Origin of the sequence: Streptomyces sp. MMG1533 (genome assembly GCF_001279775.1) — a bacterium.
Taxonomy (GTDB): Bacteria; Actinomycetota; Actinomycetes; order Streptomycetales; family Streptomycetaceae; genus Streptomyces.
Genome location: NZ_LGDG01000021.1, coordinates 1 through 20,091, shown reverse-complemented (window position 1 = coordinate 20,091; position 20,091 = coordinate 1). Strand labels below are relative to the sequence as shown.

The following is a 20,091-nucleotide window of genomic DNA, read 5'->3' as shown; positions in this document are numbered from 1 at the left end:
CTCATGATCCACCGCCCACACCCCTCGCGTGTTCGTTTTTGTGTTCGATGACGTGGGGTGTGGGAGGTGGGTGTCGTGACGGACGGGACAGCGGCGGGTCGGAGCACGGTGATGCATGTGCGCTGCCCGGACCGGCTGCCGGAGGAGCGCTACCGGCAGGTCCTGGAGCTGCTGGCGGAACTGTCCCCGGTGGTGCAGGCCCTGCCGCCCACCGCGGCGCTGGTGGAGCTGAAGGGCGCGCTGCGCTATCACGGCACCGATGCCCGCCGCCTGGGCGAGGTGCTGCGGGTGCGCAGCTTGTCCCGGCTCGGGGTCGACGTTCGGGTGGGCATCGGACCGTCGATCACCGTTGCGGCGACCGCCTCCGGCCAGATCGATGGGACCGGCGGTGTCCTGACCGTCGCCCCCGACCAGGTGGCCGGCTGGCTGGGGCCGCTGCCGGTCGAGGCGCTGCACGGGATCGGCCCTCGGCAGGCGGCAGTGCTGCGCGATTACGGCATCCACTGCGTCGGCCTGCTCGCCGCCATCCCGGCCGAGACCGTGCAGCGCCTGCTCGGCGGCCGCGCCGGCCGCACCGCTGCCGACCGGGCTCGCGGTATCGACCCGCGCCCCGTCGTCCCCCGCACCCTGCCCGCCGCCGCGACCGTCCGCCGCGCCTTCGACCGGCACGTCCTGGACGGCGCCGACGCCCGCGCCGCCCTGCTCGATCTCGTGGTCCGCCTCGGATTCCTGCTGCGCCGCCGTGGCCAGGTGGCCCGTGCGCTGACGCTGACCCTGAAGTTCGGCGGCGGCACGTCGTGGGAGAAGACCCGCCGCCTGCCTGAGCCGTCCGCGCACGACGACGATCTGCGCGTCCTCGCCTACCAGCTGATGGACGCTGCCGGACTGCAGCGCGGCCGCCTGACCGCACTCGCTCTCAAGGGCGACGATCTGGTCGACGCGGACCAGGCCGCGGAGCAGATCAGCTTCGACGGCGCCCGCGAGGCCCGGCTGGTGGCAGAGGCGGCCATCGACCGGGTCCGGGACAAGTTCGGCCCCGGCGTCATCGGCCCGGCGGCCGTTTTGGGGCGCGCCTCATGACCCGACCCGCTCGTGCTCTTCCTGTGGTGTGGAGGTGAGGCGTGTGCTGCTTGACCCGCCGGGATGGCCGGGGATGCCGCAGGGGCTGCCGCACTGGCCCTACGTCCAGGCCGTCGATGAGGCCCTCGCGGGGCGGGGTGTCCCGCCGGGCACGGTGCGGGCCGACTGCCACGGCCTCGAGCGGGGCTTTTCCTCGTACATGCGGCTGACGTGGGATGCCAGCCGCACCAGCGGCCGCGGCGGGATCCGGCTGCACTGGGAGGAACGCACCGGCTGGGCGTATGCCCTGCTCGGGCTGAGCCCCGCCGATGTCCTCTTCTACAGCGTGCTCCCCACCTTCCGCACCGTCTTCCCGACGCCCCAGGCGGTGGCCGACGTCGCGGAGGACCTGGTGCACCGCCGGCAGCTGCCCGAGGTGGAGTACCGCACCGAGTGGGACGGCGCGCGGGCCGTACGCGCCGCCGCCCGCGACTACCGCCGTGCCCGCCTGGGCCTGCCGCCGGTCGGGCGACAGGGAGCCGGGGGCGATGGCGGGATGGGGTCGGAGATCGTTGAGGGGGCGGGTGTGCAGCTGACCATCGACACGCATACCGACACGTACGAGCAGGCGATCGCGGCCGTGCGCGCCGCGTACGGACGCAACCTCACCGCCGGGGATGCCCCCGCCCGCGACCGCCGTACGACCACCTGAAAACGGACAGCGGCTGTCGGGCGCCGCGCCCTCACCTGGAGCCGGGGTGCGTGTTCACTCGGATGGCCTACGGCCCGACGGCGGCCGCGTGCAGCCCCCTTGACGCTGATCAGCTCACGGGCGGATCGTGGCCGTTCGCGTCACGCTCCACCCCGAAAGGGGGCCTTGCATGTCGTTCACTTGGCGCTACGTGGTGCGCCCCGACGGCTCCTTCTGCCGCGTCGGCAACCTCGACGGCAGCCTCGACACCGTCAGCGATGAAGAACTCGCCCGGCTGCACCCCGAGCGGGACGAAGACGAACAGCCGGACCGGCCCTGCTCCCGCTGCGGAGGCGCCCTCCTGCTGCACTGGCACGGCCCGCTGATGACCGGCGTCTGGATGGAACTCTGCCCGGCCTGCGACGCCCGCCGTCCCGCCGCCCGCGCGTTCATCCAGTGGCACCGCGACGCGGACCGTGATCCGAAGGCACTGCCCCAGCTCTTCGAAGACTGGGAGACCGAGACCATGCACGCCCACGGCTGGGCCCGAGCCCCGCAGCCCGAACCGCCGGCCAGCCCACCGCCTCACCTGAGCCTCGTACCGCGCGGAGAGGGCTGAAAACGCGGAGTCCTCGCTGGGGGCAGGGTCGGCCTCAAGGTCCCCGGGAGCTTCGAGGCCGATGGCGCGGCGGGTGCGACGGGTTTCGAAGTTCGGGGTTTCCGTTCGCCTCTGCACCGCACTGCTGGCGACCCTCACGCAGGCCAGTCACAACCACGTCACGAGCTCTTCGTCAGGGCCAGCCGCACGCCACAATGCGGCGTATGGGAGACCATCATGACGTCGCGACGCCGTAAGCAGTTCATGCGCGAGGCCTATCAACGCCAGGCCCAGCGCGAGCGTGCCCAACGAGAACTCGAGGAGCCAGCGCAGCTCCGCGAGGAGTACCCGGCCTTTCTCCGCAGCATGGAGGAACTGAAGTACAAGCGGCCAGACCCGCTGCCCCCCGCTTCAATGTCCAAGAACGCCGACCGACTACCACTCTTCTGGTTGGCTTACTTCACCGTCCCCATCGCCGGGACCTGGTTGCTGATCCAAATTCTCGACTGGTGGGAGCGCCTCTGATCGGTAGCTGAACCGCTCGGAGGTAACGACCGGCAAGGGCGGTGAGACGGGCAACTTCGTCGCTGATCGTCATGCGTATTGCCACACTCTGTTACTCGGTGGTGTACTTGGCCGCCTTGGATGATCTAGGGGGTGTGGGTGCGAGCCACAGGGTCGTCAGTCAGTTTTGTGTCGCCTTACGGGCGCAAGACGCATCGGGGCGCGGATGTCTGCAGCGCCGGCTGACGGCGGACGCCGAAGTCGGCGCGGCTTCGCCTACCAAGACGCAGTGACGCTTCTGGACTGCCTCGACATGCATGAGGGCATGTGGACTCAGGTCTCCTGGGAGGACCTGGAAGACATCGTCTGTAGTAACGGTGACGCGCCCGCATACCGATCGAAGAAGCCGGCAAGCGGCACAGTGTCGCCAACGTGTGCGCACCGGACATTCCGAAGAAGCCAGAGACGAGCTACCTGGGAAAGCTGTTCCTCGGGAAGCCACTTCCAGCCGAGACTCGGTTCACCTTCATCGTCAACGAGAGTCCGCACGTCGACTTCCATGCCTTCGTCATCGATCGCGGACAGCAGCGTGGCCCTGTCCCGTTGAAGATCCGTGATGACATCATTGTTCGGCTCAAAGGCGTGGATCTTCCCGAAGGCCGCGACATCGGCTGGTGCGTCGACCGTCTAGAGGTCCTTGTTGAGGGCCGCACGATCGAGCAGGTTGAGGACAGGGCTCTACGTCGGCTCGGACCGATCGTGACCAAGATCTTGGGTCAGCCGCCCTTGACCACTGACATCGAAGACGTCCTGGTCTGGCTCGGAGTTCGGATCGCACGCGACGCGCTTGCTCCAGTGCCACGCAAGGTGGGCAGCCGTGACTTCCAAGACATGCTCAATGAAGCGATCACACGGGCCACCGGGCGAAGGCCGGACGGAAGCACTGCGCCTCTCACGAAACTCACTGACAAGCTCGCGGTCGCCGGGGTCCCGTCAGACGAAGCGGCAGGGCACCTGGACAACGCGCTGAAGTACCGTCGTGCCTGGCGTGCCAGCCTCGGTCCAGCCCGCGAGGCGATGGACGCCTTCGCCGACGAAGTCCACGCCATCTGCTCACGCGTCATGGCTGAACGACGCGCCGGACGCATCCCCGCTGGCTCAGAGGCATACTTCGAGACGCTGACCCGCGTAGAAGGCCTCCCCGCGGTGAGTAGCGGCACCGTGTCCCTCGCTCGAGCTCACGCCGTACTTGCGGACATCACCGCTCGCTGTCAGAACCGGTACGCCGATGCTTCATAGCATCGGCGCGAGCGCCGTCCCGCCGCCCCACCGGCCATGGGACCCCGACGACTCGCCAGCCTTTCACGCCTCTCGGCTACTGCTCCTGGTTGCCGAGTGCGGCAGTGCCCCCGGTCCTCATATCGCCGGCCGCACCAAGCTCGCGAAGCTCGACTTCTTTCTGCGCTACCCGGCCTTCCTCGAGCGCGCGCACACGGAACTAGCCGACACCCTGAGCGGCCAGGGCGCTTTTCGCGCATCGATGCCCGAGGAAGTAGAGGCCCCGATGATCCGGTACCGGTTCGGTCCCTGGGACCCCCGCTACCGCCAGTTTCTGGCCTTCCTCATGGCCCGCGGTCTCATCACTATCACCTCCAGTCACAGACCAGAGCGCGTCCGCTTGACCCCGGCAGGAAAGCGAGCGGCCGCAGCGCTGGCGGACATGGACGAATTCCACCCCATCGTCACTCGATGCCGCGCCATGAGGGACAACCTGGCGCAGTGGTCCGGGACCGACCTGAAGAACCTTGTCTACCAACTCTTCCCCGAGGAAGTGGCGGACCTCGCCTACAACCAGGAGATCAGGCCATGACGACCCCGACACCCTTCCGCAAAGGGCTGAGAGTCAAGTCGGTCACGCTGGTGCACACGTCGGGCGAGATGGATACGTACGCGTTCAACACCGCCGGCCTCAGCGTTCTGTCTGGCGTCAGGAACAGCTCGAAGACCACCACGCTCAAGGCCATCGACTACTGTCTCGGCAACCGGGACAGCCCGACCGAGGCCCTGAAGGCGGCCGTGGCCGACGAGTACGTAGAGGTCAGCATCGAACTGGCCCTGGACGGCGCTCAAACGGAGATCCGGCGCAGCCTCCAGTACGGGCGCCAGAACAAGGTCGTACTGGACGGCGACGAATTCCCTGTCGGCGAGTTCTCCGACCGTATCCTGCACAAGCTTGGCTGGCCGATCCTTAGTATTCCCAAAGGCATCCAGGCAACCACCGCCACCGAGCTCACACCTCTGACGTTCCGCAGCGTGCTGCGCCACATCTACCGCAACGAGGACTCGTGGACTCAGTTCGCTGACAAGGAACAAGAGTTTCTGAGGCGAGCCGTCATCAGCTACCTCTTGGGTTTCGCCCCGACCAGGTACAGCAACCACGACTTCGAGCTTGCGGCAGCACAACGCCGACTCGCGCAGGCGCAGGCGGCCGAACGAGAGGTGCATGACAGCACAGACCGAGCCGTCGCAGCCGTCTGCCAGAACCTGCAGCTTCCAACACCCAGGAGCGAGCAGCAGGTCAACTCCATCAGAACCGACTTGCGGGCCGAGCTCGACGCGGTTGTCAGGCAACGTTCCCAGCTGACCCGCGAAGTGGAGCAGGTTGTTGCCGGAGGACGCCAAGAAGGCGATGCCGGAGCAGTGAGCCATGGCTACGACGCCACTCTGTCGCAGCAGTACGAGCACGCGACCCAGAGCCTCACAAGCACCGCCGAGACCGCCGCCGGCCTCGAGCAGGTCCTGACTGCCCACATGCAGTCTCACAACACGGTTCGGGCAGAGATCGCCCGCATGGAACGCCTTCTAGCCTCCGTCGACATCTTCGACAGCCTGCCGGTGCGCCTGTGTCCTGCCTGCGAGCAGAAGATCGACATCCATCGCGATCACCCAGCGGGCACTTGCTACGTCTGCACCCAGCCAGTGACCGAGGACCAGCGCAGACGACGCGGGGAACTGGAGAAGCGGTCCCTGGCCGCAGAGGCCGACGACCTACAGGAAGTCATCGCCCGAACCAGCCGCGACCTCGACCAAGCAAAAGCCGACCACCGGCACGCCCAGAGCACCCATCAAGACATCGCCAGGCAGCTGAACGTCGACCGGGCCGCCCGCCTCGCACCGTTCATGGCCAGACTCGAAGAGATGGCCGCCCAGACCGCCACCTTGGAGCAAAAACTCATGGCGCTGCCCGCCATCGAGCAGATGCTCACCCGCAAGACTGTCGCCACGCAGACGAGCCAAGCGGCCCAAGACAGACTGAACCGACTGAAGCAGCAACTCGATGAAACCCCCACCACAGGGAGAACACCCATCGACCGCTGCGCCCTGTTCGCTGATCGGATGAACGAATTCCTCAACCGCCACCGCGATGATGTCTGGGTAGCAGGGAATGTGGCGATCAGCGCGGACGACCTGACCTTCTACGTCGGGACCCGCCCCTGGAACCAAGTTCTCGGAGCCGAAGCGCGAGTGTTGTTCTTCCTCGCCTATAGCAGGGCCCTACTATTCCTGGCCAGGGACCTGGGGGACGACTGCCCGTACCCGGGACTTCTCATGCTCGACAACCCCTTCCAGCAGGGAATCGCAAGCGACGTCGTTCACGAAGTTCTCCGTGACATTGCCGATGCCGCCCAAGCCACCGGCGCACAGGTGATTTCTACGCAGGCCGTACCAGTACCACTTCTCTCCCCTGATATTGAACAGATCATTATGCCGAACACCTACATCGGCGAACCCGAGAGCTGACGGCCACGTCTGGACACGGAGGGGCAGGCCGCCTGGCGCTCCCCGACCGGCTTCCTCCTGTCCTGTCTTACGCCCATTTGACGCCCAACTTCCGGAGCGCGACTGTCCAGAAAGGTGACGCACCCCCCTCGCGAGGCGCCGGATGCCGTCTCGGACGGCTTCGCGGGCGCCACATAGCCGCAGGGGGAGCGGCCCGGATACCAGCGCCTACACGCACTCCAGTGCGATGCCGCAGGCCCGGGACAGCGAAGACCCCGGGCGCACACAGCACCCGGGGCCCGCCCGACAGCGTCAGGATGCCGCCCACTCCAACCCGAGCGCGGCCAGCGCAGCGAGCTTGTCCGCGGTTAGCTTCCCCCGCCTGCTTTTGCTGTTACTCAGGAACACCCCAAGTCGAACCTCAGTTCCGTCCTCCAGCCGCTCTGTGTGGCCTCTGGCGGGCGCCAGGGAGCCCGTACGCGCCTTGTATTGCGCCAGGGCCGAAATGCCCCGCTCGAACGCGCCAGAGGCCGCCTTGGGGGCCTTGGCGGGGGCTTCCTGCTCTGGCGGCAGCGGCATGACGCCGATCGCCTCCAGGAGCTCGCGCTGCCCCTCCATCAGCCCCTGCCAGACGGCGTGCTGACGGTTCTTCTGGAGCCACCGTCCGACGTCCATTCCGTGGCAGGTGATCCCCGGCTGCAGCTCGGTCACGCCGGCCTCTTCACGCAGCAGCTCGCGTACGGCGGCGTAGTGCCGCTGCCAGTCCACCGGCCACGCCGGATTCCAGTGCTCATCGACCTCGTGCAGGGCTGTCTCCCACTCCGGGTGCCTGTCCAGCGCACCGGGGCGGCGCAAATTGCTCAACCACTGTCCTACCGGCCTGGACAGGGCCACTGCGGACCTCGGAGCACAGAGGGTCCAGTGTTCGGCGTAGTACGCCTTCGCGGCTTCCAGGTTCTCCTGGAACCGCTCATCCGCCACGGACCAGACCATGCCGAGCTGCTCCAGCCGTCGGGCGCGCTGGCCGCTCATCTCCCCCGCCCCGTACGCCCGTCGCTGTTCTGCCACCCATTGTCCAAGCGGTGTCGCGCCCTCCCGGTGTCCGTAGGGCACGCGGGCGTGGTGCTCGCGCTCCGCGAACTTCTTGAGTGCTGCCCAGCCGCGCGCCCAGTCCTGCTTCTCGGTGTCGATGACGTTGAAGGACACCCAGTCCGCGACCATCACCGGATCCCTGGGGGCCGCGAAACGGAGCAACAGCCTGGATTCCTCTTCCCCGTCCTCGGGTGCCGTGCCGATACTCTCGGACGGCTGCACCATGTCCTTCTGGGGCTCCTGAGGGATCGCCAGCAATTCCACGGCCTCTTCATCATGAGCCCGAAGACCTTCGAGAACCTTCACCAACGGCCGATACGATCCGGAAGTGAACATGTCCTCCGGTCGTTCTCCTGGCTGCAAGAAAACCGGCACAATCAGAGACGCGAGTTTCCCCTGTCCTGGCTTCTGCCGCAGAGCACGACCGATGGCCTGCACGATATCGTGCGGCGCGCCCTTCGGGTCCAACAGGGCAACGGAATCCACGGCGCGAATGTCGATTATCTAGAGGTGGGGAGAGCGTGAGCCATGTTTGTTCTGGGTGCTAGGAAGTGCGTCTGGCAGGGGACGATGCGGTGAGGTTCCCCAGCCCTGACGAGGCTGTGCGGGAGGCAGGCAGGTTTGCGTGCGCGAGCCTGGCCCGAGGGGCGGCTCAGGTGCCTGCGGTTCGCGGCCGCGGGTATAGCCCGACTGTGTCCGTGGTGAATCTTTCCAGGCCGGTGACCTTGCTCGCATAACTGATGGAGACTTGGAGCCCATTGATCCGGCTCAGGGGAGTGATGTCGATTGTTTCGGATTGCGTTCCTCGGCAGTTGATGAAGAAGCGTTCGAGGTTGGGGAAGAGGTCTGGCACCAGGTCCAGTTGTGGGTCGGAATCGGGCGCTAGGCGGAGATATGTGACGCTGTTCATGGGAACGGCGCGGTTGAGGTCGTAGTCCGAAATGTAGAGTTCTGTCAGATGGGGGAGCACGGCAATTTCTTGCCATTCTGTGTTGTCGGGCGCGGAGTTGATCATTAGTTCTTGTAGTTGCTGCCATTTGGAGACGCCGGCCAGGCGTGTGCCGATCCAGCCGCCTAGGGCTATTGAGGTGAGGCTTTTTGGTGCGGGCAGATCCGCCAGGCTCGCCCAGGGCAGGCGGGTGTAGAGGGCAAGGGCGGTAAGCTCGGGCAGAGAATCCAGTGCGTTGAAGGAGAATTCGTCCGGAAGGTGAAGGAGACGCAATTTTGGAAGCGGTAGCCCCGCAAGGTCTTCTACGTGCGCCATTTGGATGCATTCGGAGACGGCGAGCTCATTCAAAGCAGGAAATTCGCGGACGAACTTCAAGTCTGTCAGCAGTTGGCCTGAGTAGATCTCCAGCCTATGGGTGTGTTCGGGTGAGAGGTACTCAACGATCTCGTCTTCGGTGAACGCTTCTCGAAAAGCGATGCTGGTGACGGGCTTGAGGAGGCGGAGCGCGTTGCGCTGGTCACGGGTGTGTACCTCCAAAGGCAGACGATCCCGGAAGGGGAGCAGGATGTCGCGGGCGTATTCGTCAGCGCCGAAGTGCTCCCAGCCCCGGGATAGCGCGAAGGGTGCTGAGTCAGCAGTCAGGGACTGTATGAAGCGGTGGAGGAAGGCGTATGCATGGTCGCCGCCGATGGCAGCGGCAGTTTCAACTACGGGGCCCACTTCATCCTTTTCCAGGTCTTGGGGTCCCGGTAGCAGGTCCAGGATGCCTGGCCCGAGCGCGGCAAGTTCCTCCGCTTCCTCCTGGGAGCGGGGAGGCATCAGGACGCGTGCACGCTGTTCGACCAGTCTGCGGACGGCAGGTTCGATTTCGGTGGCGTACTGCAGGCTGGCGGCCGCCAGGAGATGGAGTCGTCACCGCGTTCGACGAGGCGGCGGAGCAGATCAGCGCTTTCAGTCGGCCTGGCATGGGCGATGGCCATCCGTACGACGTCCTCCCACTGGTCGTCATGGGCGTTGTTGACCAGCAGCGGGAAGTCGTGGGCTTCGATGGCGGCTTTGGCCCCGAGGTAGTCCTGGAAGGTGCGGTGGACGAAGTCGATGGTGTCCGCGGTGGGCTGGCGCAGGAGCCCGCTGCGGCCGACCAGGTGCGTCAGGACTTGGTCGGCCGTGCCCTGGTCTGCCACGGCCTGCATGGCCGGCAGTGCATCGTCGACCAGGGCCAGCGAGGTGGCACGTTCCATCTCGGTCTGGCGGTTGCGGATGAGCCAGTAGGCCAGACGCTGCAGTAGCTGGACGCTCTGGTGTTCGGTGAGCTGAATGCCTTCAGGGACGTCGATGCTGCGCTCCAGGTCACGGCGTACGAGCAGCATCGACAGCGCCGCCTCGTACAACTCCATGCGGCTGTGAGGCAGATGACCGCGGCGGTCCCGGTGCAGCGCGCAGATCAACGCACACATCAGGGGTGTGCTGGACAACTGCGCAAGGTCACGCTGAGCACGCACCGTGACCTGGAGGGCCGCTTCGAGATCGTGCACCTGTGAGCGTTCGACGTCGGTCGCTGCATGGTGTCGCGCTGCGGTGTGCCACCGGTGAACGAAGACTCCGGTGTCGGAGGCACTCATGGGCCGTACCGACAGTTCGGTGAAGTGCGACGAAGCAAGCCAGCGTTCAGGCACAGCGGACGGACGCGTGGTGACCACGAAGAGCGCGTCCCTGTAAGCCGCCAAGAGCCGCTCGAGCCAGTCCCGCGTGGCGCCCCGATGCTCTTGAGGAACCTCGTCGATGCCGTCGACCAGGACCAGCGCCTCGCCCCTGTCGAGTACGGCATCGGCCCAGCCCTCAGGTTGTGAGGCGGCCAGGGGTGTGCCGACCGCAGACAGGAAATCGTGTGGCTCCGGAAGGGGCCCACGCCTCACCAGCGTCCGCAGCGGCAGGACGAACGGAATCCGCCCCCGCCAGTCCGCCAGTTCCTCAGGCAATTCATCGCGCGCCGTGGCGACAGCCAGCCACTGCAGCAGTGTCGTCTTTCCACTGCCGGCGAGCCCCCGCAGAAGAACCCGTCGACAGTTGGCCAACGCGTGCTCGGCACGCTTCACCACGACGGATGGCCGGTCCGCTTCCTCACCGCCTGCAGGCCAGTCCTCTGGCCGCTCCGCCAGTTCCAAGCTCAAGTACGCCGCGTCCAGCGGCCAGTGCGCACGTTCCGGTCGGCTCAGATCCAGCCCTACGACAGTCAGCTGTGAATGCCGTTCCGCCACGTAGCTGAGGTACCGCTCCTCGAACGAAGATTGTGCTCTCGGCCGCACAGGCCTGCGGACAACTCTCTGCGGATAGTTATCACGCACCTGCGGTATGCGCGCGGCGGCGTGGCGTAAGACCAGCAATGGCTCCGCGTCCGTGCCCAGGGCCTTCGCCAAGGCCACCAGCGTGGCCTCGGAGGGCACCACTTGACCGTTCAGCGCCTGGCTGACCGTTGTCCGCCCCAGCCCGGTCCGCTGCTGCAACCCGCCCATCTGCAGACCCCGCTGCGCCCTGAGGGTGCGCAGCCGCAGCGCGAGCTCCGCCAACGGATCCTCGTGCCCGTCCCCCATGTCCTGCTTCTCCATCTCTCGGGCGACCGTCTTCGTTCATCTTTGTTCGCCCTGAACCCCGGTGAACACCGGAACCGCGAAATTCCTTGGAGTCGTCGTTATCGATCACTTGGGGAAGAAGGCATGAACACTCCATCCATCCACCTGATGCTCCTGGTCCTGCTCCTGGCGGTCGTCGCGCTCTTCTGCACCCTTGTAGGAGCCGCAGCTGGCCTGCTTGCTCGCATCGACGGAGCCACCTACGCCAGCGCCCTGATACGGGGCGCCGTGGCCTTCGCGGGCAGTGCCACCCTCTCTCTGGCACTGCTGACCTTCGTCCTGGCAACACTGTGAAGGACGTATGCGTTGCCGCACTTCGACGGCGCTGGTGGTGCCCGGTACGGCGGCGCTGTCGGGATCGTGGAAGCCGGGGATGCCCCGGTCAGGGCCAGGGTGTCGGCTGCAGGGTCTCTGTTTATCTAGGGGTGCGCGGGGGTGTGGGGCACGTAGGGTACGCGCCCCGGCCTGCAGCGGAGGGGTGTTCCGGGAAGCCTGAAACTGGTGGCCTGGGCGGGAGTTACGTTCGGCACGTGTCCTCCTGTTTCCTCGCTTTCCGGTCGGTCTCTGCTGGTGGTGGGGTGCGGTGGGTGGTGGTCGATGCCGGCACCTACGCTCTGCACCTGCAGGCCACGGCCTACCTCGCCTCGCTGCGGTCCCGGGGCTGTTCGCTGAACACCGAACGCGCGTATGCGGGCCGTGTGGCTTTGTACTTGAACTACTGCCAGGACCGGGGCATCGACTGGACTGCTCCGGGGTTTCTTCAGCTCGCGGGCCTGCAGCGGTGGCTGATCTCCGAGCCCCTCGCCCCGCGTTCTCGCCAACGGCCACCGCTTGAGCCGCGGTTCCGCTCGCCGGGGACGGCGAACGCGGTGATGACCGTGGTGAGCGGCTTCCTCCGGTTCGGTGCGGTGCACGGCTGGGTCACGGCCGAGACGGTGGCGGTGCTGTCGGAGCCGAAGCAGCTGTTCCATCTGCCGCCGGGCTACGACCCGGGCGAGACGGGGCAGCTGCGGACCGTGGAGGCGGCCGCGTTCCGCTTCGCGCTGACCGATCCGGGCTACCAGGACCTCAGCCATGAGCAGATCGCCGCGATGATCGCTCTGGCTGGGCGGGCGAGGGACCGGTTCCTGATCGCTCTGCTGGCCTGTACCGGGCTGCGGATCGGCGAGGCGCTGGGGCTGCGACGCAGTGATATGCACCTCTTGGCCTCCTCCCGCCTGCTGGGCTGCGGCACCGACGGCCCGCACCTGCACGTTCACCGCCGCACCGACAACCCCAACGGCGCGCTGGCCAAGTCCCGCCGCTCCCGCACCGTCCCCGTCACCGCCGACCTGGTCGCCCTCTACGCCGACTACCAGTACGAACGCGACACCGCCGGCCCCGCGGCCGACAACGAGATGGTGTTCGTCAATCTCTTCCGCGCGCCCCTCGGACGCGCGATGTCCTATCCCAACACCAAAGACCTCTTCGACCGCCTGGCCCGCGCCGCCACCCACCCCTTCCGCCCCCACATGCTGCGCCACTCCGCCGCCACGGCCTGGCTGCGCGGCGGCGTGGACCGCGATGTGGTCCAGCGTCTGCTGGGGCATGCCTCACCGTTATCGATGGAGCGCTACCGGCACGTCGACGACACCGAGACACGCGAGGCCGTCGAACGTGTCCAGGCCCTGCGGGAGCACTCATGAGCCTGGCACTGCGGGTGCCGGCGCCCGCAGGCGCGCCGGACCACCTTGCCTGGGACACCGGGGCGTGGAGCGCCTGGCTTCAGGAGCATCTCGACCCGGGTTGGCGGGCGGGGGAGTGGGACATACAGCACTGGCTGTTCACCGGCGACCTTGACGACCCGCGTACCTCCTCCTCCACCTGCCGGACCCACAAGTGCGATCTCATCGTCAACAGCCGCAACATTTTCTGCTCGCTGTGCGCCGAGCATCTGAAGGCCTCCAGCCTGGAGGCGGACCAGTTCGCCGCGACTCACCAGCCGGTACGCGAGCGAAGCGCCCGCGGCATGGTGACGGCCCGGTGCTCGATCACCCGTGACGGCGTGCATTGCGTGCGTCCCCGCCACTGCAAGGGCATGTGCTGCACCCACTGCAACGCCTGGAAGTACCACGCTGTCAAAGGCACCGAAGAGGCGTGGCTGCGCGACCGTGCCCGGCCCTACACCGAGGTGATTCCCTGCCTGGTGCCCGCCTGCCCCAGCCCCTCCTACAACTCCCGCGGCCTGTGTAATTACCACGCCCGCCAGTGGAGCCAGGACAACCGCACCCAACCCGTCGACGCCCGCCAGTGGGCACCGGGCCAGAGCCCCTACCTGGGCACCCACCAGTTCAGCCTGCTGCCCCTGGGCGACCTGCTGCGCCACGAAATGCTCTACGCACTTCAGCAGGCCGACCGGTGGACCCGGATGCTGGAACCCCACCGCATCCGCCACCTCGTACGCGACCTGTCCGGCGCCACCACCCTCCTGGCTGACGACGTCGGCCCCGACCGCCTCAGCAGCCGTGACGCCGGCGCGGCCTGGATCCTGCAGCGGCTGTGCACCGCCGTCCGGGCCGGCTTCGAGGACTTTACCGGCCGCCCCCTGGCCGATCCCGGCATCCTGGACCTGTGCACCATCGGTCTGCGCACCACGACAGGGTCCGCACCTCGCCACATGTCCGGAACCGCGGACCTGCGCACCCTTCACCAGGTGGCTGCGCCACCTGGTACGGCACTGGGCGACCACCAGTTCCCCCCGCACCGACGTCTTCTCCAACACGATGCGCGCGGTCACCATCGCCTCCCGTGCCCTGGCCCAGCGGCCGGGACAAGGACTGGACCCCACCGCCCTGACCTTCGCCGACGCCTCCGCGGTCGTCGATGCCATCCGCACCGCCGTCCGCAAGGACGGCACCCTCTACCGGTCCTCCCAACGGCGTACCCTCGCCGGCTGCTTCTTCCAGCTCATCGACTACGGCCGCCGTTCCGGACATCTCGACACCCTCGCCGGATCCTTCACCCGCGACCCGGTCGAGCACCGCATCCGCGTGGAAGAAGTCGACGAGGACGGCATCGGCAAAGCCGTCCCCGAATCCGTGATCCGACAGCTCGACACCCACCTGCACGCCCTCGGCCGCGGGGACGTCCAAGGCCGCCGCGACATCCCCGCCGCCGACCTCCAACTGCTGTACCAGACCGTCTACGTCCTTCTGCGGGACACCGGCCGCCGCCCCCTGGAAATCGCCTCCCTGCCCCGCGACTGCCTGGAGACCGACCACGGCCAAATCTCCTTGATCTGGGACAACCGCAAACGGCGACGCCACCGCCGCCGACTGCCGATCACTACCTCCACCGCCGAAGAAATCCGCCGGTGGCAGGCCCGCCGCGACCGCCTCCAGCTCCCCACCAGCGGCGACGCCTACCTCTTCCCCGCCCTCAGCGACCAAAGCGCCGAGCGGCACCTCAGCGCGAGCTACATCAGCGAAACCCTGCGCGTCTGGATCGACTCCCTGCCCGAACTCCACGCCGAAGGCACCGACGCCAGCGGCCGCCGTATCCCCTTCGACCGCTCCCTGATCTACCCCTACGCCTTCCGCCACTCCTACGCCCAGCGCCACGCGGACGCCGGAACCCCCGTCGACGTGCTCCGCGAACTCATGGACCATCACTCCGTCGCCATGACGCAGCGTTACTACCAGGTCTCCCTCAAACGCAAACGCACAGCGGTCGCCGCCCTCACCGCCCACGTCGTCGACCGCCACGGACACCCCACGCCCAACTCACCCAGCAGCTACGACCTGCGCTCGGTCGCCGTCCCCTACGGCGGATGCACCGAACCGTCGAACGTCAAAGCCGGAGGCGACGCATGCCCGATCCGCTTCCAGTGCGCCGGCTGCGGCTACTACCGCCCCGACCCCTCCTACCTCCCCGCCATCGAGCAGCACATCAACGAACTGCGCGCCGACCGCGAAACCGCCCATGCGATGGACGCCGCCGACTTCGTCATCACCGCTCTCACCGCGCAGATCACCGCATTCGAGCAGATCGTCGACCGCATGCGCCGACGCCTGTCCGCCCTGCCCGCAGCCGAGCAGGAAGAACGCGAACAGGCCAGCGCCATCCTGCGCAAAACACGAGCCGGCACCACCCGCCCCCACCTGCCGCTCACCGTCCTCAATCCATCCCGGACAAACCCACGATGAACCCGAACGGCAACCCGACTCCGCTGGCGCAGGCCCGTCGTCGCGACAGCATCGACAAACGCCGCCGCGTCCTGACCGCCATCCAAAGCCTCGAACGCGACGGCAACTCCATCACCCACACCGCCGTGGCCCGCACCGCCGGAGTCTCCACCTGGCTCACCTACGCCGAAGGCGTCCGAGAACACATCCGCGCCGCACAAGCCCGCCAAAACGCCCGACCCACAACCGGCCATCCCCACAGCCCTTTGAGCTCCGCCGCCCTGCGGACGGACCTGGAACTCGCCCGCCAAGAAGTCACCACGCTCCGAGAAGAACGAGACCGGCTCCGCACCGCCATGAGCCACCACCTCGGACAACAGCTCGACGCCATCAGCGGCCAGAACCTGACCACCCGCGTCGAGGAGCTCACTCAGCACAACCACCAACTGGCCGACCAGCTCCAGCAGGCCACCACCGAGAACACCGCACTCCACGCCCGCGTCACCGAACTGGAAGACGACCTCGCTGCCGCCCGCACCAGCCTGCGCCGCATGATCCGCGAAGAAAACCTCGACCTATAGCCCTTTGCTCCGCCATCAAACGAACCGCGCCATGATGACGCGCCTCCCACCGCAGCAGCAATGAGCTCTAGTCCCCCATGCGCCTTGCCACAGCAGCTCTGCTTCCACATGGCACGCGCTGAGTCCCACGGGTGTCAGTGCTCCTCACTACCCTTCGAGGAAGACATCACGAAGGGGGACGAGATGGCCAACATGGACATAGACCATCGAGCGATCGAGAAGCACGTGAAGGAGATCAACAAGGCCTACCAGCGTGCTGCCAAGAAATACCCGGTCACCGTGCCAGTCACCGGCAAGGGCTTCACCATCTCTGCCGGAATCGTCGGGGTCGGCATTGAGCAGGACCCGCAACTGGTCCGACTTTTGATCTGGTTGGGTGAGCAGCCACGCCACGGATTCGCAGAACAAGCCGCCTACGCCGAGCGATCAGGAGTGCCCCTCGAGGACGTCCAGGTCCTGGCGCACGCCCTTGAGAGGGACGGCCTGATCGATTCGATGGGATCGTTCGATCAGGCCAACGACTACAGGATCACCGACGACGGGCGGGTGGAGCTAAGGCGGCTTGCCCAACTGCGCACCGACCCCGCTGCCCGGCACCGCTACGCAACCGACGCCTTCCTGCGCTGGCTCTACACCACAGCCCACGACCAGCGCCCCACCGACCCAACGGTCTTCCTGACCACCAGCGCATCTCACTTCGCCGGAGACGAACTCTCAGCTACGGAACTGCACTACGCCCTGGCACGCCTGATTCACCCTGGGCTTGTTGCAGACGTCGGCACCGAGCCCAAGACCGTCGCCATCACCATCGACGGCATCGACTGCGTACTTTCTGGAGCGACCGTGAGCGACTACCTCAACCGAACCCGCCCCGGCGACTACTACAGCATCACCGGCACGAACGTCGTCGCTGGCTCTCAAGGCAAGGTCGAGCAGCACAACCACAACCACGCCTTCGACCCCAGCCCCATGCGCGAATTCGCGGCACTGGTCCAGCAGCTCGCCCCGACCTACGGCATGGAACCCGCGCAGCAAGCCGAACTCATCCGCGAAGCCGAAGTCCTCGCCGAGGAGGCCAGCAGCGAGACAGCGCAGCCAGGCCGTATCCGCGCCGCCTTCGACACTGTGATGGGCGGACTCGCGCAGATCGGCGCAGCATCCGCCGGCCTGGACCTCACAATTCAGCACGGCCAACAGGCCCTCAACACGGTCTTCGGCAGCTAGACCACAACAACGCCCGCGACGGGTGGCCGCCCACGGCCAGACTGCCACCCGTACCGCCTACGCCGCTGCCCATTCCAGTCCGAGGTCGGCGAGTGCCTGGAGCTTGTCGGCGCTCAGCTTGGCGCGCCTGGTCTTTGTGTTGGTCAGCCATACCCCGAGCCGGACCTCGCTCCCGTCGTCCAGCCGTTCTACGTGCCCCCTAGGCACTGTCAGGTGCCCTTCCCGGGTCTTGTACTGCACGAGGGCCTCAATGCCGCGCTCGAAGGCGCTCACGGGCGCCGTGGACGGCTTGGTGGGCGTCTCTGGCTCCGGGGCGATCGGCGTGATGCCGAGCCGCTGCAGGCGTTCGCGCTGCCCGTCGTGAAGGGTCTGCCAGACCTCCGGCTTGCGCTGCCGGGCCAGCCACTTCCCGATGTCCATGCCATGGACCGTGAACCCGGGCAGCACCTCGGTCTCACCGGCCTGTCCGTCCTCGTCGGCCACCATCTCGCGCAGCGCGGCCCAGTGCCGCTGCCAGTCCGCCGGCCAGGACGGGTTCCAGTCCTCGTCCACGGCTTCCAGCGCGGTCTTCCATTCGGGGTGTCCGTCGAGGGCGCCGGGGCGGCGGAGGTTGCTCAACCACTGCCCCACGGGCCTGTCCAGGGCCACGGCGGACCTTGGAGCGCAGAGGGCCCAGTGGTCCTCGTAGTACGCCTTGGCGGCTTCGAGGTTTTCCTGGAACCGCTCATCCGCGAGGCTCCAGACCATGCCGAGCTGTTCGAGTCGCCTCGCGCGTTGGCCGGTCATCTGTCCGGCTGTGTAGGCGCGTCGTTGTTCTGCGACCCATTGGCCTAGTGGTGTGGCGCCTTCGCGGTGTCCGTAGGGGACTCGGGCGTTCCCGACCCGTTCGACGTATGTCTTCAGTTTCGCCCAGGCGCGGGCCCAGTCCTGGCGTTCGGTGTCGATCACGTTGAAGGAGACCCAGTCGGCGACCATCACGGGATCCCTGGGGGCGGCAAAACGGAGCAGCAGCCGTGATTCTTCTTCGCCGTCTTCTGGTGCGACCCCGATGTTCACGGACGGCTGGGCGATGTCCTTCTGAGGCTCCTGGGGAATCGCGAGCAATTCGACGGCCTCTTCATCGTGAGCGCGCAGCCCTTCCAGGACTTTCACCAGGGGCCGGTAGGAGCCGGAGGTGAACATGTCCTCGGGCTGCTCTCCGGGCTGGAGGAAGACGGGCACGATCAGGGAGGCCAACTTCCCCTGTCCGGGCTTCTGGCGGAGCGCCCGGCCGATGGCTTGGACGATGTCGTGCGGCGCGCCCTTGGGGTCCAGGAGGGCAACTGAATCCACGCTTCGAATATCGACGCCCTCGCCCAGGACCCGGCAGTTGGAGAGCACGGCCCGCTGCGCCGTGGTCCCGAACGAACCCAGGACCTCTCGCCGGCGTTCGGGGACGTGCTCGCCGCACAGCCAGTCCGCCCAGATCCGCTTCGGGTAGGTCTCGGGCTGGTCGGCGTGCAGCTTGGCCGCGACGCGCTCCAGGCCCTCCGCGTAGGCCTGTGCCTCGATGGTGCGGTGGTGGAAGGTGATGCACGTCGACAGGTCGTGCTGCGCCATGGTGTGCAGGAGCGCGGCCTGCAAGGCTCCCAGCCGCTGCCCGCGGACCTCTTCGGTGTGCCGCTCCTCACCCATGAGCCGCTCCGGGGTGACGACCGGGTCTTTCAGCTCCAGGACGATGATCTGGTACCGCGCCAGCAAGCCCCGGGAGACGGCAGAGGCGAGCGAGAGCTTGTAGAGGACGGGCCCGAAGACCTTCTCGTCATCCATGGAAGCCGCCATCTCCCGCGGCAGCGGATCCCGCACCCCCTCGGCAACCTCGCGGTTCAGCCGCTCCTCCCAGATCCGCGGTGTGGCCGTCAGGTACAGCCGCCGGTAGGCAGGGATGACGCTCTGGTCGTGGATGTCGGTCCACGCCTTACCCATCGAGCCACTTGTCCTGTGGGCCTCATCAACCACCGCGAGGTCTACTGGATCAAGCTTCTGACCGTAGACGCCCTCGAACGCCTCCGCCAGGACACCCAGAGACGCGTAGGTGGCGTAGATGGTCACGGGCCCGGAGCCGTGCCACAGCGCCAACTGGATCGGGTTCGTCGTGGAGCGCACCTTCAACGACCACAGCCCCGGATCGTCCTGGAGCGAACACACCGCCACCGCCGGCCCCTTGTGGCCGGCCTCGTGCCACGCCCTCACCGTCTGCGCCAGCAGATCCAGCGTCGGCACCAGCACGAGCACACGCCCCCTGGGCACAAGCCGCTTCGCCGACGCGGCAGCCATGATGGTCTTCCCCGTCCCACACGCGGCGTGCACCTGCCCGCGAAGACCATTCCAGGGAATACCACCCGGCGGAAAATCAAGACCGCGCACAATGGCGGCAACGGCCTCGATCTGGTGATCACGCAGCTTCACGGCCATGCCCCGTGTTCTCCTTTTCGCGGAATGCAGCGCGTAATAGCAAATGGAATCCAGGCGCAAGGTGCGCGGCGGCAGGGTGTAGCATCTGATACCAGACTCTACACAGTGATGACTCGTGATGCATCACCCGCACACCAACTTTGCACCCGAGGGTGGCACAGTGACTCAATCTCACCCACGAACGACTGGTTGCCCTGTATGCTGACAGGCCATTGGTGAACATGTCGGGACAGGCTAGACAGTGGGGGAGGGGTTCAGGGTGGAGCGCAGCGGAACCCGTCACTACAACGAGGCCGGCACTCTGTCAGGCTGATGGTCCGTCATGTTCGTTGCTGAGGTGGTAGCTGGGGATCCCAAGCCCTACAC

General features: G+C 66.9%; 16 protein-coding genes. 12 read left to right on the top strand and 4 right to left on the bottom strand.

The genetic code is table 11. The features are described 5' to 3' along the window. The first annotated feature begins 111 nt into the window (after nucleotides 1–111). The 7 genes from ADK57_RS05135 to ADK57_RS05105 all read left to right on the top strand — a co-directional run bounded on the left by ADK57_RS05135 (nucleotide 112) and on the right by ADK57_RS05105 (nucleotide 6,653). Nucleotides 112–1,080, top strand: a complete 969-nt coding sequence (locus tag ADK57_RS05135; protein ID WP_053748132.1) for a DNA polymerase Y family protein — start codon at nucleotides 112–114, stop codon at nucleotides 1,078–1,080. 43 nt (nucleotides 1,081–1,123) lie between these two features. After that, the gene (locus tag ADK57_RS05130; protein ID WP_159050012.1) at nucleotides 1,124–1,771 is read left to right on the top strand and encodes a DUF6292 family protein; all 648 of its coding nucleotides are present in this window, start codon (nucleotides 1,124–1,126) and stop codon (nucleotides 1,769–1,771) included. A 169-nt stretch (nucleotides 1,772–1,940) separates the two neighbouring features. Then, nucleotides 1,941–2,369, top strand: a complete 429-nt coding sequence (locus ADK57_RS05125; protein ID WP_053748128.1) for a DUF6300 family protein — start codon at nucleotides 1,941–1,943, stop codon at nucleotides 2,367–2,369. A 216-nt stretch (nucleotides 2,370–2,585) separates the two neighbouring features. Then, entirely contained in the window at nucleotides 2,586–2,873 is a 288-nt protein-coding gene (locus ADK57_RS05120; protein WP_053748127.1) for a hypothetical protein, read from the top strand. Between the two features lie 411 nt (nucleotides 2,874–3,284). Next, nucleotides 3,285–4,151: a hypothetical protein gene (locus ADK57_RS05115; RefSeq protein WP_053748126.1), complete on the top strand. Its 867-nt coding sequence runs from the start codon at nucleotides 3,285–3,287 to the stop codon at nucleotides 4,149–4,151. Beyond that, complete coding sequence (locus ADK57_RS05110; RefSeq protein ID WP_053748125.1) at nucleotides 4,141–4,722, top strand: hypothetical protein; 582 nt, start codon at nucleotides 4,141–4,143, stop codon at nucleotides 4,720–4,722. Before ADK57_RS05115 ends, ADK57_RS05110 begins: the two co-directional genes overlap by 11 nt. Next, entirely contained in the window at nucleotides 4,719–6,653 is a 1,935-nt protein-coding gene (locus tag ADK57_RS05105; protein WP_053748124.1) for a hypothetical protein, read from the top strand. The genes ADK57_RS05110 and ADK57_RS05105 overlap by 4 nt, the downstream gene beginning before the upstream one ends. A gap of 291 nt (nucleotides 6,654–6,944) precedes the next feature. Here the strand turns inward: ADK57_RS05105 and ADK57_RS05100 are convergent, their stop codons facing one another. From ADK57_RS05100 to ADK57_RS50880, 3 genes are all read right to left on the bottom strand, one after another. Then, complete coding sequence (locus ADK57_RS05100) at nucleotides 6,945–8,210, bottom strand: helicase associated domain-containing protein (RefSeq protein ID WP_053748123.1); 1,266 nt, start codon at nucleotides 8,208–8,210, stop codon at nucleotides 6,945–6,947. A gap of 166 nt (nucleotides 8,211–8,376) precedes the next feature. After that, nucleotides 8,377–9,492, bottom strand: a complete 1,116-nt coding sequence (locus ADK57_RS50885) for a hypothetical protein (protein ID WP_234389965.1) — start codon at nucleotides 9,490–9,492, stop codon at nucleotides 8,377–8,379. Then, nucleotides 9,492–11,279 carry an NACHT domain-containing protein gene (locus tag ADK57_RS50880; protein ID WP_234389963.1) on the bottom strand — a complete coding sequence of 596 codons (1,788 nt, stop codon included), beginning with the start codon at nucleotides 11,277–11,279 and terminating at the stop codon, nucleotides 9,492–9,494. The genes ADK57_RS50885 and ADK57_RS50880 overlap by 1 nt, the downstream gene beginning before the upstream one ends. A 108-nt stretch (nucleotides 11,280–11,387) precedes the next feature. Here ADK57_RS50880 and ADK57_RS05090 point away from each other — a divergent pair, with 108 nt between their 5' ends. From ADK57_RS05090 to ADK57_RS05070, 5 genes are all read left to right on the top strand, one after another. Beyond that, nucleotides 11,388–11,597 carry a hypothetical protein gene (locus ADK57_RS05090; protein ID WP_053748122.1) on the top strand — a complete coding sequence of 70 codons (210 nt, stop codon included), beginning with the start codon at nucleotides 11,388–11,390 and terminating at the stop codon, nucleotides 11,595–11,597. Nucleotides 11,598–11,890: 293 nt separating this feature from the next. Then, a complete protein-coding gene (locus ADK57_RS46890; RefSeq protein WP_324612175.1) occupies nucleotides 11,891–12,988 on the top strand; it encodes a tyrosine-type recombinase/integrase in 1,098 nt (365 codons plus the stop codon). A gap of 1,077 nt (nucleotides 12,989–14,065) precedes the next feature. Next, the gene (locus ADK57_RS50875) at nucleotides 14,066–15,487 is read left to right on the top strand and encodes a tyrosine-type recombinase/integrase (RefSeq protein ID WP_053748120.1); all 1,422 of its coding nucleotides are present in this window, start codon (nucleotides 14,066–14,068) and stop codon (nucleotides 15,485–15,487) included. Next, the gene (locus ADK57_RS05075) at nucleotides 15,484–16,047 is read left to right on the top strand and encodes a DUF6262 family protein (RefSeq protein ID WP_199830481.1); all 564 of its coding nucleotides are present in this window, start codon (nucleotides 15,484–15,486) and stop codon (nucleotides 16,045–16,047) included. Before ADK57_RS50875 ends, ADK57_RS05075 begins: the two co-directional genes overlap by 4 nt. A 183-nt stretch (nucleotides 16,048–16,230) precedes the next feature. Continuing rightward, complete coding sequence (locus ADK57_RS05070) at nucleotides 16,231–17,271, top strand: hypothetical protein (protein WP_053748130.1); 1,041 nt, start codon at nucleotides 16,231–16,233, stop codon at nucleotides 17,269–17,271. 57 nt (nucleotides 17,272–17,328) lie between these two features. On the opposite strand, the gene ADK57_RS05065 is transcribed toward ADK57_RS05070, so the two are convergent. Then, entirely contained in the window at nucleotides 17,329–19,725 is a 2,397-nt protein-coding gene (locus ADK57_RS05065) for a DEAD/DEAH box helicase (RefSeq protein ID WP_053748119.1), read from the bottom strand. Between the last annotated feature and the right edge of the window lie 366 nt (nucleotides 19,726–20,091).